This window comes from Enterobacter sp. TCD1-1 (genome assembly GCF_020567405.1).
Classification (GTDB): Bacteria; Pseudomonadota; Gammaproteobacteria; order Enterobacterales; family Enterobacteriaceae; genus Enterobacter; species Enterobacter quasiroggenkampii.
On the sequence record NZ_JAJCXF010000001.1, the window covers coordinates 1,395,420 to 1,411,819 of the forward strand.

General features: G+C 57.4%; 17 protein-coding genes. 8 read left to right on the forward strand and 9 right to left on the reverse strand.

The features are described from left to right. Nucleotides 1–12 precede the first annotated feature (12 nt). Nucleotides 13–447, reverse strand: coding sequence for a multiple antibiotic resistance transcriptional regulator MarR (marR, locus tag LJA86_RS06730; protein WP_008502236.1), 435 nt, complete (start codon nt 445–447; stop codon nt 13–15). 255 nt (nt 448–702) lie between these two features. Between marR and LJA86_RS06735 the strand changes: the two genes are divergently transcribed. After that, the gene (locus LJA86_RS06735; protein ID WP_032651801.1) at nt 703–1,368 is read left to right on the forward strand and encodes a MarC family NAAT transporter; all 666 of its coding nucleotides are present in this window, start codon (nt 703–705) and stop codon (nt 1,366–1,368) included. Between the two features lie 93 nt (nt 1,369–1,461). On the opposite strand, the gene LJA86_RS06740 is transcribed toward LJA86_RS06735, so the two are convergent. Then, a complete protein-coding gene (locus LJA86_RS06740) occupies nt 1,462–2,658 on the reverse strand; it encodes a sugar transporter (protein ID WP_229225859.1) in 1,197 nt (398 codons plus the stop codon). Between the two features lie 177 nt (nt 2,659–2,835). Here LJA86_RS06740 and LJA86_RS06745 point away from each other — a divergent pair, with 177 nt between their 5' ends. Further along, nucleotides 2,836–3,624, forward strand: coding sequence for a PhzF family phenazine biosynthesis protein (locus LJA86_RS06745; protein WP_229225860.1), 789 nt, complete (start codon nt 2,836–2,838; stop codon nt 3,622–3,624). 27 nt (nt 3,625–3,651) lie between these two features. Then, on the forward strand, nt 3,652–4,443 hold the full coding sequence (locus LJA86_RS06750; RefSeq protein WP_126533881.1) for a PhzF family phenazine biosynthesis protein: 792 nt from the start codon (nt 3,652–3,654) through the stop codon (nt 4,441–4,443). Here the strand turns inward: LJA86_RS06750 and LJA86_RS06755 are convergent. From LJA86_RS06755 to LJA86_RS06780, 6 genes are all read right to left on the reverse strand, one after another. Beyond that, entirely contained in the window at nt 4,440–5,117 is a 678-nt protein-coding gene (locus LJA86_RS06755; RefSeq protein WP_229225861.1) for an SDR family NAD(P)-dependent oxidoreductase, read from the reverse strand. The genes LJA86_RS06750 and LJA86_RS06755 overlap by 4 nt on opposite strands. A 1-nt stretch (nt 5,118) precedes the next feature. After that, on the reverse strand, nt 5,119–5,589 hold the full coding sequence (locus LJA86_RS06760) for a YhcH/YjgK/YiaL family protein (RefSeq protein WP_229225862.1): 471 nt from the start codon (nt 5,587–5,589) through the stop codon (nt 5,119–5,121). After that, on the reverse strand, nt 5,586–6,749 hold the full coding sequence (locus tag LJA86_RS06765; RefSeq protein WP_111966676.1) for a sialidase family protein: 1,164 nt from the start codon (nt 6,747–6,749) through the stop codon (nt 5,586–5,588). The genes LJA86_RS06760 and LJA86_RS06765 overlap by 4 nt, the downstream gene beginning before the upstream one ends. 1 nt (nt 6,750) lies before the next feature. Next, nucleotides 6,751–8,163 (reverse strand): sodium:solute symporter family protein, encoded by a 1,413-nt coding sequence (locus LJA86_RS06770; protein ID WP_229225863.1) that lies wholly within the window; start codon nt 8,161–8,163, stop codon nt 6,751–6,753. A gap of 76 nt (nt 8,164–8,239) precedes the next feature. Beyond that, complete coding sequence (locus LJA86_RS06775; protein WP_229225864.1) at nt 8,240–9,124, reverse strand: dihydrodipicolinate synthase family protein; 885 nt, start codon at nt 9,122–9,124, stop codon at nt 8,240–8,242. Nucleotides 9,125–9,141: 17 nt separating this feature from the next. Continuing rightward, nucleotides 9,142–10,284 (reverse strand): iron-containing alcohol dehydrogenase, encoded by a 1,143-nt coding sequence (locus LJA86_RS06780; RefSeq protein ID WP_104948567.1) that lies wholly within the window; start codon nt 10,282–10,284, stop codon nt 9,142–9,144. Nucleotides 10,285–10,457: 173 nt separating this feature from the next. Between LJA86_RS06780 and dtnK the strand changes: the two genes are divergently transcribed. The 4 genes from dtnK (at nt 10,458) to LJA86_RS06800 (ending at nt 13,980) form a co-directional block, all read left to right on the forward strand. Further along, nucleotides 10,458–11,675 carry a D-threonate kinase gene (gene dtnK / locus LJA86_RS06785; RefSeq protein ID WP_229225865.1) on the forward strand — a complete coding sequence of 406 codons (1,218 nt, stop codon included), beginning with the start codon at nt 10,458–10,460 and terminating at the stop codon, nt 11,673–11,675. After that, a complete protein-coding gene (locus LJA86_RS06790; RefSeq protein ID WP_111966672.1) occupies nt 11,668–12,654 on the forward strand; it encodes a D-threonate 4-phosphate dehydrogenase in 987 nt (328 codons plus the stop codon). The genes dtnK and LJA86_RS06790 overlap by 8 nt, the downstream gene beginning before the upstream one ends. A 1-nt stretch (nt 12,655) precedes the next feature. Next, entirely contained in the window at nt 12,656–13,417 is a 762-nt protein-coding gene (locus LJA86_RS06795) for a DeoR/GlpR family DNA-binding transcription regulator (protein WP_229225866.1), read from the forward strand. A gap of 80 nt (nt 13,418–13,497) precedes the next feature. Then, on the forward strand, nt 13,498–13,980 hold the full coding sequence (locus LJA86_RS06800; RefSeq protein ID WP_024908460.1) for a GNAT family N-acetyltransferase: 483 nt from the start codon (nt 13,498–13,500) through the stop codon (nt 13,978–13,980). Here LJA86_RS06800 and ptrR read toward each other — a convergent pair. Further along, nucleotides 13,934–14,812, reverse strand: a complete 879-nt coding sequence (ptrR, locus tag LJA86_RS06805; protein ID WP_047741852.1) for a putrescine utilization regulator PtrR — start codon at nt 14,810–14,812, stop codon at nt 13,934–13,936. The two genes, LJA86_RS06800 and ptrR, sit on opposite strands and share 47 nt — an antisense overlap. A 98-nt stretch (nt 14,813–14,910) precedes the next feature. On the opposite strand from ptrR, the gene sad reads away from it, so the two are divergent. Next, complete coding sequence (sad, locus tag LJA86_RS06810; protein ID WP_063621617.1) at nt 14,911–16,299, forward strand: succinate-semialdehyde dehydrogenase; 1,389 nt, start codon at nt 14,911–14,913, stop codon at nt 16,297–16,299. Nucleotides 16,300–16,400: the final 101 nt, after the last annotated feature.

Here is a 16,400-nt window from a genome sequence, read left to right on the forward strand (position 1 = left end):
CTTTTTTTCTGTTTACGGCAGGATTTTCTTCAGCAGAAGCTCAAGGGTTGCCACTTCATCTGCCGTTAAGTTTTTTGTTAGTTCCTGATGCAGTGTTTGTCCTACTAATTGATGACATTGCTCGCACATGGCCGCGCCATCGCTGGTTAGCTTCACCAGTACGCCGCGTTTGTCATTCGGGTTAGGGCTTCGTTCTATCCATCCTTTGCAGACGAGACGATCGAGCATGCGGGTTAACGCACCCAGATCGACAGAGAGCACCTTTTTCAGCTCAACCGGCGTGATACACACTTCGCAGCGAATGGAACACAGCACTTTGAACTGTGTTGCGGTGATATCCAGCGGTGACAGGTAGTCATTGAGCAGGCGATCTTTTTTCTGATTGACCATATGAATAAGACGACCCAGCGGAACAACGTCGTTAAAGATATCACTGGTGCTTTTCACAATGGTTGCCCTGGCAAGTAGTTAGTCACGGCAGATATTATTGCTCAGGCAAGTATAAGTCAACTGAATGAATCAGCCGATGCCACGAATTGCTAAAACGTTTCATGAACTTTTTTTGAGGTCTTTCAAATCATAGAGATAACTGACAGTTATCTTTTCTGAAGGAAAATAATCGTTACGTTGCCCCCATGGCTGAATGTCACACTTTCCCCCTATAATTGCTGTGTTAAATATGGATAAGGACGACAACGCACTATGTTGGATTTAATTAAAGCAATCAGCCTTGGGCTGGTGGTCTTGCTGCCGTTGGCTAACCCGTTAACGACGGTGGCGCTTTTCCTCGGGCTGGCAGGGAACATGAACAGCGCAGAGCGCAACCATCAGTCGATGATGGCCTCGGTGTATGTGTTTGCCATCATGATGGTGGCTTATTACGCCGGACAGGTGGTGATGAATACCTTCGGGATTTCCATCCCTGGTCTGCGTATCGCCGGGGGGCTGATTGTGGCCTTTATTGGTTTCCGCATGTTGTTCCCGGCGCAAAAAGCGCATGAGTCGCCGGAAGCGACCAGCAAATCGGAAGAGCTGGAAACCGAACCGAGTGCGAATATCGCCTTTGTGCCGATTGCCATGCCGAGCACGGCGGGGCCGGGGACTATCGCGATGATCATCAGCTCCGCGTCAACGGTGCGTGACAGCGCAACTTTCCCGGACTGGGTACTGACGGTTGCGCCACCGCTGATTTTTGCGATTATCGGTCTTATCGTGTGGGTGTCGCTGCGCAGCTCCGGCGCCATTATGCGCTGGGTAGGTAAGGGCGGTATCGAGGCAATTTCCCGTCTGATGGGCTTCTTACTGGTCTGTATGGGCGTGCAGTTTATTATTAACGGCGTGCTGGAGATTATTAAGACCTATCATTAAGTTCATTGCCGGGTGGCGCTGCGCTTACCCGGCCTACAAATCGTAATAACGTAGGCCGGGTAAGGCGAAGCCGCCACCCGGCACCAACAACCCTCACCCGTGCTGCCCCTGTTCCTCCAGCGCCACCGGCCACTTACGGAAGATGAGTACCGACCAGATCAGCGCCACCAGGGCCGGAATAGCCCCCAGATAGCCAATCGCCGACATCGACACGTGCAGGATGACCTGATTTCCCACCAGCGCCCCCGCGCCAATGCCCAGATTGAAAATCCCCGAGAACAGCGACATGGCGACGTCCGTCGCATCCGGCGCCAGGGCCAGCACCTTCACCTGCATACCCAGGCCAATAATCATGATCGCCACGCCCCAGAACAGGCTGAGGATCGCCAGATGGCTTTCACTGCCCGCGGCGGGCATCAGCAACAGCAGACAGCCCAGCAGCAGGCCGATGGCGCTGCTCACCAGCAGGGAGGCGTGCCGGTTACCCAGCTTGCCAAACAGTACGCTGCCAATAATGCCCGCGCCGCCGAGGATCAGCAGCAAGACGGTGGCAAAGTTGGCGCTAAAGCCCGCCACCACCTGCACAAACGGTTCAATGTAGCTATACGCCGTGTAGTGGGCCGTCACGACGATGGCGGTCAGCAGGTAGATGCTCAGCAGCGCAGGGCGACGCATCAGCAGCGGCAGGCTTTTCAGCGAGCCGGAATGTTCGCTCGGCAGCGCGGGCAGCAGTTTAATCAGGCATACCAGCGTCGCCAGCGCGCCCATACCGATGGCGAAGAAGGTCGTGCGCCAGCCGAAGTATTGCCCCACGATGCGGCCAATCGGCAGACCCAGCACCATCGCCAGTGCGGTACCGGTAGCAATCAGGCTCAGCGCCTGAGCGCGTTTACCTGCCGGCGCCAGGCGAATCGCCAGCGACGCGGTAATCGACCAGAACACCGCATGGGCAAAGGCGATGCCAATTCGGCTCATGACCAGCACCGTAAAATTCCACGCCATAAACGACAGCACATGGCTCGCAATGAACAAGACAAACAGACCGATCAGCAGCTTGCGCCGCTCCATCTGGCTGGTCAGCAGCATAAACGGCAAAGACATCAGCGCCACCACCCAGGCGTAGATGGTCAACATAATGCCCACCTGCGCTGTTTCCATCTGGAAACTGTCAGCGATGTCCGACAACAGCCCAACCGGCACAAATTCTGTGGTATTAAAAATAAACGCGGCAACTGCCAGCGTGACCACGCGTAGCCACGCGACCCTGCGGGAAACTGTGTTCGTTGTCATAGGGATGTCTGAGATTCGTTGCTGAAAAGAAGAGGAGACGATCTTAAAACGTCGAACGGCGAAAACTCAACCATTATGTGACGCAGATCTCAATATTTACCTTATGAAAGCGGTAGCCGGGGACGCTGTTTTCATTGAATATAAAAGAACAACACAATAAAAACAGGCGGTAAGACAATGCAGGAGATTGATTTTTATCTGGTCGATGCGTTCAGCGATACCACGTTTGGCGGTAATCCGGCCGCCGTGTGCCCGCTGAAAGCATGGTTACCCGATGAGATCTTGCTGAAGATGGCGCAGCAGCATAATCAGTCGGAAACGGCGTTTTTCGTCTGCAGCAAAGGGGGCATTGAGCTACGCTGGTTTACCACGCTTAGTGAAGTCAATCTCTGCGGTCACGCTACGCTGGCGGCGGCGCATGTACTGTTTACCGAGCTGGACTACCCGGACGCGCGGATCCACTTTGATACCGCCTCTGGCCACCTGACGGTCACCCGGGAGGGGGACTGGATGACGCTGGACTTCCCGGCATGCCCAACCCATGAAGAGACGCCCCCGCCGGAAATGCTTTCGGCGCTGGGTATCAGCCGCTACGTTGAAGCCCGTAAAGGGCGCGCTTGGGTCATCGTTCTGGAAAATCGCCAGCAGGTCGAGGCCCTCGCCCCGGACTTTTCGGCGATGACGCCGGGCGAGCATAAGGTGAGCGTGACGGCGCGCGGTGAGGGGGAATACGATTTTGTCAGCCGCTTTTTCTCCCCCGGCGTTTCCGTACCGGAAGATCCAGTCACCGGCTCCGCGCACACCATGCTAATTCCCTGGTGGAGCGAAAAATTGGGGAAAACAGCCATGCTTGCCCGTCAGGTTTCCGCGCGCGGCGGCGACGTGCGCTGTGAACTGAAAGGCTCGCGCGTGCTGATGAGCGGACAGGCTTCACTTTATCTGAAAGGCACAGTTTTTCTGCGCTAAATACCCATAACAAGAGAGGAAGAGACAATGCAGGAAATTGATTTTTATCTGGTGGATGCCTTCAGCGACAAAACCTTTGGCGGCAACGCGGCAGCGGTCTGTCCTCTGGAAGAGTGGCTGCCGGACGAGACGCTGCTCAAAATGGCGCAGCAGCATAACCAGTCTGAAACCGCCTTTTTCGTCCGTACCGACGGTGGGTTTGAGCTGCGCTGGTTTACCACGCTGGATGAAATTAACCTGTGCGGCCATGCCACGCTTGCCGCATCGCACGTTATTTTCGAATACCTTGACTATCCGCACACTGAAATCACCTTCACCACGCGCTTCGTGGGCGAGCTGACGGTTAAACGCAGCGGCGACTGGCTGACGCTGAACTTCCCCGCGTGGTCAACGGAGGTGGTCGAGAACCCACCTGCGCTGTTGTTTAGCGGCCTGGGCATCACAGAGGCAAAAGAGGTGCGCGTTGGACGTGATTACCTGGTGGTGCTGGAGAGCCAGCAGCAGGTAGAAGCGTTAACGCCGGATATTGGGGCAATGCTTCCGCTGGATAAAATGGTCTGCGTGACGGCGCCGGGTGATAAATATGACTTCGTCAGCCGCTTTTTCTGCCCGGGCGAAGGGGTGCCCGAAGATCCGGTTACCGGATCTGCCCACAGCATGCTGATCCCTTACTGGAGCGAAAAGCTGGGTAAAACGTCACTTTATGCCCACCAGGGGGCGCACCGTGGCGGGGATCTGCGCTGCGAGCTGAAGGGCGACCGCGTGCTGATCGGCGGTCAGGCCACCCTGTATCTGAAAGGGCGTGTTTTCCTGCGCTAGCCGAGTGAGGCGCCGCCGCATATCACCATCTCCTGACCGGTGATGGCGGCGGCTTCATTGCTAAGTAAGAAATTCACCAGTCCCGCCACCTCCTCTGGGGCGATCAGACGTCCGATTGGCGGACACTTCGGCGGCGAGGTTTCTCTCCCCGGTGCGCTGAGCATCGGCGTTTGGGTAGCCCCTGGCGCGACCACGTTAGCGGTGATCCCGCGCGGGGCCAGTTCCGCCGCCCAGCTTCTGACCATCCCTACCATCGCTGCTTTGGTGGCAACGTACTGCGATCGTCCTGCTGCACCGCGAGAGGTTCTGCTGCCAATCGCCACAAACCGTCCACCTGCGGCCATTGCGGGCGCAAAATGGTTAAACAACGCCTCACAGGCCCGGACGTGGAGTTGCCACAGTGAGGTGCTCACATCGCTTTCGAGCTGGCCCAGGGGCGCAGCGGCCATCATCCCTGCAGCATGGATCACCGCCTGGGGCGTCGCGATGGTTTGCAGGGCGCTGCACAGCGCAGCAGGATCACTGATATCCACGCGCAGGCCCGTGAAGCCAAGGGCATTCAGCATCACTGCCCGGCGGCTGAGCCCAGTAACCTGCCAGCCTTCCGCCAGTAAACGCTTGACGATGGCTTCACCAATTCCGGAGCTGGCCCCGGTGACGACGGCGTGACGCATGTCAGACCTCCAGCATCGCTCGGGGAATTTTAAATACCGCTTTGCGAACGGTCAGCGGCGCCTCTGCGGCGCACAGCGCCTGGTGGGGTTCTCCCGGACAAAAGACCGCAAAGTCTCCTGCGGCAAGACGGATCCTCACGCTGTGTTCAGCAGGTGAAGTAATAAAGAGATCCGGTTTACGCTCTTCGTCCTCCGGCTTGCCAGTGGGGCGTGCGCCAGCATAAATATGTTCTTCTCCTGCCAGCACAACCTGAATATCGGCCCACTGGCGATGGTACTCCGTATGCCGATCTGGACGTGGCTGCGTCTGCGCCGGACCAATCTGGCAAAACCAGGTTGCATTTTCCGGCTGCCAGCGCCCGTCATCGCGTTCGCTGAGCGCCTGCAGCGTGCAGTCCGGACGGGATAGCAGGGCGTACAACGCCGACGGAAGCCCTGCCAGCGGCAGGGCGTTGAGATGACCGATAATCATATGGACTCCTTAACCCATTCCGGGGTCACCCGCACATATTTGATGGCCTGGCGGAAGTAGGTGTACGCGATATGAAGCGCGCCATCGGGCCCCTGTTTGATGCTGGGATAGGAGAATTCGCGGTTCAGCTTTTCCAGAGAGTTGTTGGTCATGCAGTAACCATCCCCCTCGTCAAGATGACGCTGCCACGGCCAGCTTTTTCCGCCGTCAGGCGAAATGGCGACGGTCATCGGTGCCCGCGGTGCGCCCCAGAAGGCCGTCCGACCGTGGGTAACAACCGGCTCCTTGCGGTCATCACCATCGTCAATTTCATCGTATAACGAGGCGCGACGTTCCCGCGCCCCGGCGGCGCTCATGGGGTTAAAGACCAGCGCGAGTTCACCGCCCGCAAGCGTGGTCACCTGGATAGAGGAGTTATTATTAGGGAGCTCCGTGGGCTCCGGTACGGACCAGCTTTCGCCGTTATCCGTTGACTGGCTGTAATAGATATTGTCTGCCCAGCGGCTGCGGAACAGGGCGACCAGTGTGCCGTTGAGCAGGTGGGTAATATTCATATGTACGCAGCCGAGGCTTTCCGGTACCTCAACATCGCGCCACGTTTTGCCGCCGTCCCCGGATATTTTTACCGCGCTGATATCGTCGTTTCCGACCCATTTCTCACCTGGTTGGGTACGGCAATAAAACACCGGGAGCAGCCAGTTACCGTTATCCACCACGACAATCGGCTGACGGATAAACGTGCCCGGTTTATCGAGCAGGGTAGCGATCTCCCCCCAGGTTTTCCCCAGATCCCGGGACTGGCGATAGCGAACGATAGCCGTATCCTGATTACCTGAGATCTGCGCGGTCCACAGCAGCCACAGGACGTTGTCCGGGGCCAGGAACAGAACCGGGTTCTGTTCGGAACGCGTGGCATCGTCCGACAGTTTTACCGCATCACTCCACTGCTGGCTGCCCGGTGCCAGGCGTGCCCCCCACACGGAGATATCGGCAATGCCTTCCTGGGTGCCGCCAAACCAGACGCACATCAGCGAGCCATCCGGCAGCGGCAGCAGATTCGCCGCGTGGTTTTGTGGGCAAGAGGAGGGCAGCATGGCGGTTTGCACGTGCGCATCCTGTTGTGGTCGAACAATCCCGTCGCGGGTTACGGTTACAGACATATCAGACTCCATTATTTTGAGCGGGGGTTGGCGCTTTACCCTGCGCTTTTCCCGGAATGAGGCGATCGATCGCCATGATGACGGCAGGGGTCAGCAAGGCAATGTACATATTGTTGATGCCGAAAGGGTCGCCCAGCAGATACCAGACGGAGGTGACGACGCAGGCGCCAATCAGGCCCGCATTGGCACCGCGGGTGCTGCGGAAGAACGGCGCGTAAAACGCAATAACGGCCACCACGGAAATCGACAGGCGAATGGCGCGGGTAAAGAACGAGAGCTTCAGGACTTCAGGTACCAGCAGAACAAAAATCAGCGGCAGGAAACCAATCAGTAGGGAGATCCAGCGGGTGGCCTTAAACTCCTGATCGGGCGTTGGGTTGCGCATCGGCACGTAAAAGTCTTTTACCACCAGGGAGGCGATAGCCAGCGCCACGGTACTGACGCTGACGAAAATAGACGCCACCAGAGAGGTGGTGACCAGGCCGGCCAACCACGGGTTCATGTCCTGCAGGAAAATCGGCATTGCATACAGGCTGTTAATTTCCGGGTGCAGATATTTTGCCGCCACCCCAATCACCGCAATGGCCAGCGCAATCGGCAGGCAGAAGAAGAAGGCGACCCAGGTAGAGCGTTTGGCCGATTTCACATCTTTGGTGGAGGAGATTGCCTGGATTACAAACTGGGTACAGAAGATAGAGCCGATGGTGCCGATGAGCCACGCGAAAATGGTCGACGCACCGATGTTACCGTCCCAGGTCCAGTAGAAGGCCGGCATGTTTTCAATCATTGGCGTAAAGCCGCCGGTTTTGGAGAGCGCAAAGCCCATGATAGCGAGGATACCGAAGTATTTCAGCGCGCTGTGCAGTACGGTCACCCAGGCAACCCCCTTCATGCCGCCAAAGGCGAAGTAGAAGGTACTGACGATGGCCGTAATGAAGGCGGCAACGGGCAGGTTGACTTTCAGTACGGTGGAAATAGCCGCTGCGCCGCTGACGTAATTCCCCACGTTAACCAGCAGCAGGGCGTAGATCATGATGACAGAGATAATGTTTTTGGTGCTGTTACCGTATTTTTCAGCAATCGCACCAGAGATAGTGATTTTCCCGGTGTTGTAGATGCGTTTTACCAGCAACAGGCCAAAGAGCGGGAAGCCAATCGCGGCCCCGATGACCGACCATGACGCGGCAAAGCCGTCTTCAAACGCCGCCTGTGCGGTGCCGATGGTGGATTTAGCGCCGATATACTCGGACATCAGCAGGATCCCGACAATAAGTGCCGGCATTGCGCGGGAGCCTTCCATAAAATCGCCGGAATTTTTACTGCGGATCCGGAAGGTCAGCCAGGTGGTGAAAAGGATGTAAGCAATAACAATGCCCACAATGATTAGGGTATCTTCAGCGGTAAAATTATTCATCTTTGCCTCTCTTCAGGGCGAGTGAATCCTGGGCACCTCAGGTACCCGGTATTCTTATTGACGAAACCAACGCCGTTTAGTTAAGTGACGTTGTCACTATTCGGCGTATCTGTTGGCACTGCTGCTCGCTAAATGCCACGGCATATCGACTCTCACCGACGTCTTCCCCCATGATCTGCAGTGCTTTTTTGACTGCGGCAGGGGAAAACGCCACGTTGTACAGCTCGGTGCGCAGTTGGGTGACGCTCTCCTGCGCAAGGCGGGAACCGTCAATATCCCCCGCGTTAAAGCGTGACCAGATAGCGTTGATGGCCGTCGGCGCCACGTTTGCCAGCCCGGAAATGCAGGCCGAACATCCGTCGACGAAGCCCTGGTGGATAAGCGAATCTGGGCCGTTGAGCACGTCGAATCCATCCATGTCCCTCACCGCATTAAGGAATCCACGCAGGCTTTCATAGCTCCCGGCACTGTCTTTAATACCGACGATGTTGGGATGTTCGGCCAGCGCGCGTGCGGTAGCGGGTTCAATGGTATTGCCGGTACGCGCTGGAATGTTGTACAGAAATACCGGTACGGCTAGCGCGTCGGCGATAGCGGTGTAGTGCGCGACCAGTTCAGACTGTTTCAGCGGAACGAAGTAAGGGGTAATGACGGAAACGGCATCGACGCCCAGCGAGGCGATCTGTTTCCCCAGACGGATGGTTTCGCGGGTCGAAATTTCCCCAATGTGCGCCACGACCGGTGCGCGCCCGGCCACCGTTTCCACGCAGGTGCGGGTGACGGCGATTTTTTCTTCTTCGTTAAGCACGAAGAACTCGCCGTTTGTGCCGCCGCAGAAGATGCCGTTGCCAGCACTGAGTTGACGATCGATCTGTCGTTTCAGGCCCGACAGGTTCAGCGCGCCTTCCATGTTAAAGGGGGTTACAACGGCCGTTAGCACGCCCCTGATGTTGTTACGCATTACACACTCCTTGGCTATTAATGTTGGGGAAACAGTGTCCGGTAAATCGCCTGCACCTCGTCGTGATTAACCTGACAGGGTGCATTGTTCATGAGCCGCTTAACGTTAAGGGCCGCATCACTGAGGGAGGCGATATCTTCACGCGGTACGCCCAGTGTCTCCAGGTTATCCGGCAGGTTGAGTCTGCGAACCAGCGCGGCAAAGTACTCCACCAGCGCGTGGGATTTTTCTTCGTCTGACAGCGACGTATCCGCGCCGGGCACCAAATCCCAGACTTGCGCAAATTTCGTCACGCAGTGGGGACGAACCACGCGCATGCAGGGCGCCAGCAGAATCGCGTTGGCCACCCCGTGAGGCAGGTGATATTTGCCGCCGAGCGGGTAGGACAGGGCGTGAACCAGGTGCGTGCCAGCATGTGCAATGGCGACCCCGCCGTAGTAAGACGCCCACAGCATCTCCAGTTTCGCCAGCAGATTGCCCGGTTCGGCGCAGGCCGTTTCAATGTTGTTGAGCAGCTTAGACAGGCCCATCAGCGCGGCGTTATCGCTAACCGGATTAGCGACCGTTGAGGTGAAACACTCAATCAGATGGCACAGGGCATCAATCCCGGTGGATGAGGCAATGTGTGCGGGCATGCTGGTCGTCAGTTCCGGCAGCAGGGCGACGTAATCGGGCAGCAGGACGGGGGAGATGATGCCCACTTTCGTGCTTTGCTCCGGTATGGCCAGAATGGCATTCGGCGTCGCTTCCGATCCGGTTCCTGCAGTGGCCGGGATCAGCAGTGACGCGATGCGTGCCACCGGTTTTATGCCCGCGAGCAGGTTGTCCAGCCCTGGAGAAAGCGGGTGACAAAGTACTGAAAGCAGTTTGGCTACATCCAGTACGCTACCGCCGCCGAGCCCGACGACCAGCCCAAACGTTCCCTTTAACGTCGAGAGCAGTTGGTTAACGTCGTGATGGGTGGGTTCAGGCGGGACATTGTCGATAATTGTGACGCCGCGCTGGTCCTCTTCGAGGATCGCGCGGATCTGCTTTGCTGCCTCCAGACGCGCAATATTGCCGTCCGTCACCAGCAGGATCTGCGTTTTATCAGTAAGTAATGGCCTGATGGCGGCGATGGCATTCGCCCCGCTAATCAGGGTGCTGTTGATCGTAACCACGCTTTTCTCCTGTCTCTGTATCCATGATTGATTTCGCTCAAGTAAGACGCTTCATGGTCATCGTGTGGCTAAATTTATAATTTATTCGCAAACTGATTAACTTGATCTTGCTCACATATAATCAATAATGATTGAATATAATCATTAACGGGAAAGGCTAACCCGAAGTGGGGATGAAAGTGAGCAATGTGAACAGAGAGGTCGTGGTCGTCGCCGATGACTTTACCGGCGCAAATGATGCCGGTGTCAGCCTGGCGCTGTGCGGCAAAAAAGTCAGCGTGGCGTTTCATACACCGTTTACCCAGGCGAGCGATGTGCTGATCGTTAACACCGATTCCCGGGCGCTGAAGGCATCGGAGGCGGCCGAAAGGGTGGCCGCACTCGGGGCTGAAATCGCGGATGCCCGCTGGCTCATTAAAAAGATGGATTCCACGCTGCGTGGCAATGCAGGAGCCGAATCTCAGGTTCTTAAGGCATTAAGCGGCAGGCGGCAGGTGATCGTGGCGCCGGCATACCCGTCAGCAGGGCGGATCACGCGGTACGGCAGGTGTCTGGTAAACGGCGTTCCGGTGAATGAAACCGAATTTGCCAGCGATCCCAAAACGCCTGTCCCGTCTGCCGCTATTGCTGACCTGTTTACCGGGGTGAGCGCTAAAAGCGTGACCGTGAAAACGCTCACTGCCGAACTTGCCCGAGGAACGGAATGGCTCATCGTGGATGCGCACACCGATGAGGAGATGGACGCCATTATCGATGCCGCGTTGGCCTGCTCACAGACGCCGCTGCTGGTGGGCTCTGCCGGACTATGCGATGCGCTGGCCCGTCATCTGGCCCCGGTCCGGCGTAAACAACTGCTGGCCGTCGTCGGCTCGATGAGTGAGATCGCGCAACGACAGATTGCGCTGGCGGTAAGCCAGGCGGACGTCTCGTCGGTACTCATTGATGTGAATGACGCGCTGCGCGGAGACACGTCCCGGTATCTCGAACAGATTGCGCAGGTACTTCAGTCTGGCCATCACTGCATTGTGCATACCTGTGCGGGCCACGAGGCTCGGCATCAGGTCGAGCAACTCTGCCAGCAGTATCGCGTCACCCGCGCAGGCCTGGGCGAAAAAATTTGTACGTTTTTAGGCGAACTGACCCGACAGGTGCTGGCGGCGCAGACGCCTGACGCGCTGTACGTCTCCGGTGGCGACGTGGCGATGGCTGTCGCGAGGGCACTGGACGCTCGGGGGTTTGAGATTACCGGGTGCGTCGCACAGTGCGTGCCAGTCGGAAAATTTCTGGGTTGTGGCTGGCAGCAGCCGGTAATGACCAAAGCAGGGGGCTTCGGAAACGAAGAGACGCTGCTTGAGGTGTTGCATTTTATCGAGGAGAGACTGAGTGACTAAAATTATTGCTGTAACCATGGGTGACCCGGCTGGCATTGGCCCGGAAATCATCATCAAATCCCTCACCGAGGGTGAGTTGTCAGGGGCGCCTGTGGTGGTTGTGGGCTGCGCCAGAACGCTGCAGCGGGTGCTTGAGAAAGGAATCACCGGGCAGGCGGATATCCGCACTATCGACACGGTCAGCGGCGCGCGCTTTGCCGCTGGCGTGATTAACGTGCTTGATGAACCGCTGGCCGATCCTGATGCACTGAAGCCGGGTATCGTTCAGGCTGAGGCCGGGGATCTGGCTTATCGCTGCGTGAAGCGTGCTACCGAACTGGCGATGGCGGGTGAGGTGAAGGCGATTGCAACGGCTCCCCTGAATAAAGAGGCACTGCACCTGGCCGGTCATCTCTATCCGGGTCATACCGAGCTGCTGGCGCATCTGACCGACAGCAAAGATTACGCCATGGTGCTGTATACGGACAAACTGAAGGTGATTCACATCACGACCCACATTGCGTTGCGCAAATTCCTTGATACGCTCAATCAGGATCGGGTAAAAACCGTGATTGGGATTGCGGATAGATTCCTGAAACGCGTCGGCTTTCAACATCCGCGCATTGCGGTTGCCGGCGTTAACCCGCATGCGGGTGAAAACGGCCTGTTTGGCGATGAAGAGATCAAGATTGTCGGCCCGGCTATCGACGCGATGAAAGCGCAGGGGTTAAACGTCACCGGACCGTGTCCACCGGATACGGTATTTATGCAATGCCACGAAGGAATGTATGACATGGTCGTTGCGATGTATCACGATCAGGGGCATATTCCGCTAAAATTACTCGGCTTTTATGACGGGGTGAATATCACCGCCGGCTTGCCGTTTATCCGTACCTCTGCGGACCACGGTACCGCATTCGATATTGCCTGGACCGGCAAAGCGAAGTCTGAGAGCATGACGGTGTCTATCCAGTTGGCTATGCAAATTACACGGGAATGATATGAAGGGATATAACCGGTTAGAGCAGATAATGGATTACCTGAAAGGGCACAATCTGGTGACGGTGGATCAGCTGGTGGCAATTACCGATGCCTCTCCGGCGACGATCCGCAGGGATTTGATAAAGCTCGATCAGGAAGGTGTCATTAGCCGTACCCATGGCGGCGTTACCCTTAACCGGTTTATTCCTTCCCAGCCCACAACGCATGAAAAAATGCAGCGCAGTCTGGCAGAAAAACACGCCATCGCCAGCGCGGCGGCAAGCTTTGTTAAAGCGGGCGACGCCATTGTGCTCGATGCTGGCACCACGATGATTGAACTCGCTCGCCAACTTACGCATCTGCCGCTTCGCGTCATCACCAGCGACTTGCACATCGCGCTGTTTCTCTCGGAATTCCGTCAGATTGAAGTGACGATAATTGGCGGGCGTATTGATGATTCAAGTCAGTCCTGCATCGGTGAGCACGGGCGTCGCTTGCTGCAGAACGTGTGGCCAGACATGGCTTTCGTTAGCTGTAACGGATGGGATATCACCCGCGGCATTACCTCACCAACGGAAGAGAAGGCTGCCTTAAAGCGGGATCTGATTGCCAATGCAAAACGTCGCGTGCTGCTGGCGGACAGTTCCAAGTACGGAGCCTGGTCATTATTTAACGTGGCGCATCTTAATACCCTGACGGATATCGTCACGGACAGCAGGCTGGACGAAGCGACACAGGCCGGGTTGAGGGCGTTAGATGTCCAGTTGACGCTGGCGTCATGACATAAGTTAATACTATGAAGCACCTTGGCAGGCCTGCGCTATGTTGAAATTTAGCCTCATAAAAAAGCAAGGAGCCTGCCATGTATTCCATTACCTCTGAATCTGCACGTCACCCGGACATTCTTAGCCTGATCGCGGCGCTTGACCGCTATCAGAGCGAACTCTATCCCGCTGAAAGTAATCATCTGCTCGATCTGGCTGCGCTGCCGGAAGCCTCGCTGATCCTGATGATCATTCGCGACCAGCAGCTTCAGGCCGTTGGCTGTGGCGCTATCGTGCTCAACGGCGACGGTACGGGCGAGATGAAGCGGGTCTATATTGACCCGGCCCATCGTGGCCAGCATCTGGGAGAGACGCTGCTGGCCGCCCTGGAAGATGAGGCTCTGAGCCGTCATTGCCATACGGTACGGCTGGAGACGGGCATCAAGCAGCATGCCGCGGTGCGTCTTTATGAACAGTGCGGATACGATTTGCGCCCGGCGTTTGCCCCGTACGTTGACGATCCGCTCAGCCTGTTTATGGAGAAGGCGCTGGTTGAAGACGTTCGTTTAGCAGCGCTATAAAGGCCTCCAGCTGGCGGGTCATCGCCCCGCGTCGCCACACCAGCCAGGTGGTGAGCCAGCGCCAGTTTTCTGCCAGCGGCCAGGCTTCCACCTGATGATGCCCAGGCATACTTTCCAGCATCGAGCGCGGCATCAGCGCGATGCCCGCGCCCGCAATAACGCAGGCGAGCATGCCGTGATAGGATTCCATCTCATGAATGCGACCGGGCGCGGCGCGGTCAGCGTGAAACCAGCTCTCCAGGTGTCGGCGATACGAGCAGTTGGCGCGAAAGGCATACACGTCGCTGCCGCTGACCTGCGCGGCACGCGAGATTTCCGTCTGCCCGGCAGGCGTGACCAGCATCATCTCTTCCCGGTAGACCGGCATTCCTTCCAGCTCCGGGTGCGACAGCGGCCCGTCGACGAAGGCGGCGCTGAGGGTTCCCTCCAGTACGCCATCAATCATCGTTCCGGATGGCCCGGTCGAAAGGGCAAACTGAATGCGCGGATAGCGCTGGTTAAACTGTGCCAGCGTTTCAGGAATGCGCACGGCGGCAGTACTTTCCAGCGCGCCGAGGGCAAATAACCCCTGCGGCTCATCCCCCGCGACAACCATGCGCGCTTCATCCACCAGCGCGAGGATCTGCTTGCTGTAGCGCAGGAAGTTATGGCCAGCCGGGGATAAACGCAAACGCTGGTTCTCACGAATAAACAGCTCAACGCCGAGATCGGCTTCCAGCTGGCGGATGCGGGTCGTCAGGTTAGACGGCACGCGATGCACCTTTTGCGCCGCCTGGGTGATACTGCCCGTCAGCGCGACGGCGTTAAACATCTCAAGCTGGGTTAGATCCATAATGTTCTCGTTTCGTGAATAAGGTGGTTAGTATTATTCATTTTTAAGAAATAGCAGAGTGGGCCACAATTAATCAACCGAAAAACGTGGAGAACACCATGACTTATTCCTCTGCAACACATGCCTTCTCAGTCAACCCGGCCACGGGTGAAACCCTCGCCGCGTATCCGTGGGCGACGCCGGAACAGGTTGAACGCGCGATTTCTCAGTCCGACGCGGGCTATCGCCAGTGGCGTCGCGAAAGCGTCTCCCACCGGGCGCAAAAGCTGCGCGATCTTGGTGCCGCGCTGCGTCATCGCGCTGAAGAGATGGCGCAGACGATCTCCCGTGAAATGGGCAAACCCATTCAGCAGGCGCGGGCGGAAGTGGCGAAATCCGCCGGCCTGTGCGACTGGTACGCCGAGCACGGCCCAGCGATGCTGCATGCGGAACCCACGCAGGTGGAAAACCAGAACGCGGTTATTGAATACCGTCCGCTGGGGCCGATCCTCGCGGTAATGCCGTGGAACTTCCCGCTCTGGCAGGTGCTGCGCGGCGCGGTGCCGATTCTGCTGGCAGGGAACAGCTATCTGCTCAAACACGCGCCCAACGTGCTCGGCTCGGCGGATCTTATCGCGCAGATTTTTGCGGATGCGGGTTTCCCTGAAGGCGTGTTCGGCTGGGTGAACGCCACCAACGACGGCGTCAGCCAGGCGATTAACGATCGTCGTATTGCGGCGGTGACCGTCACCGGCAGCGTGCGTGCCGGGGCAGCCATTGGTGCTCAGGCGGGGGCCGCGCTGAAGAAATGCGTTCTTGAACTGGGCGGCTCAGACCCGTTCATCGTTCTCAACGATGCCGACCTGGATCTTGCCGTGAAGGCGGCGGTAGCAGGCCGCTACCAGAATACCGGACAGGTGTGTGCGGCGGCCAAACGCTTCATTGTGGAAGAAGGTATTGCGGGCACCTTTACCCAACGCTTTGTCGATGCGGTTGCGGCCCTGAAGCTGGGTGCGCCGGACCAGGAAGAAAACTACCTGGGCCCGATGGCGCGTTTTGATCTGCGCGATGAACTGCATCAGCAGGTGCAGGCGACGCTGGCAGAAGGGGCAACGCTGCTGCTGGGCGGTGAGAAAATCAGCGGCGAGGGAAATTATTATGCGCCAACCGTGCTGGCGAATGTCACCCCGTCGATGACGGCGTTCCGTCAGGAGCTGTTTGGGCCGGTCGCGGCCATTACGGTCGCGAAAGACGCGGAGCACGCCCTGATGCTGGCCAACGACAGCGATTTTGGTCTGTCAGCCACGGTCTTTACCGCCAGTGATGCGCTGGCAGAGACCTTCTCCCGCGAGCTGGAGTGCGGCGGGGTGTTTATCAACGGCTTTAGCGCCAGCGATGCGCGCGTAGCCTTTGGCGGCGTGAAGAAAAGCGGCTTTGGCCGTGAGCTTTCCCACTTTGGCTTGCACGAGTTCTGTAATGCGCAGACGGTGTGGAAGGATCGCGTGTAATCTTGAATTTCGGCCCTCTTCACGAGGGCCGTTGTCACTATTCTGCAATGGTTCTGTCATTTTCATTTCGTAGACTCGCTCGCGTCTAACGCCTTGTAAAT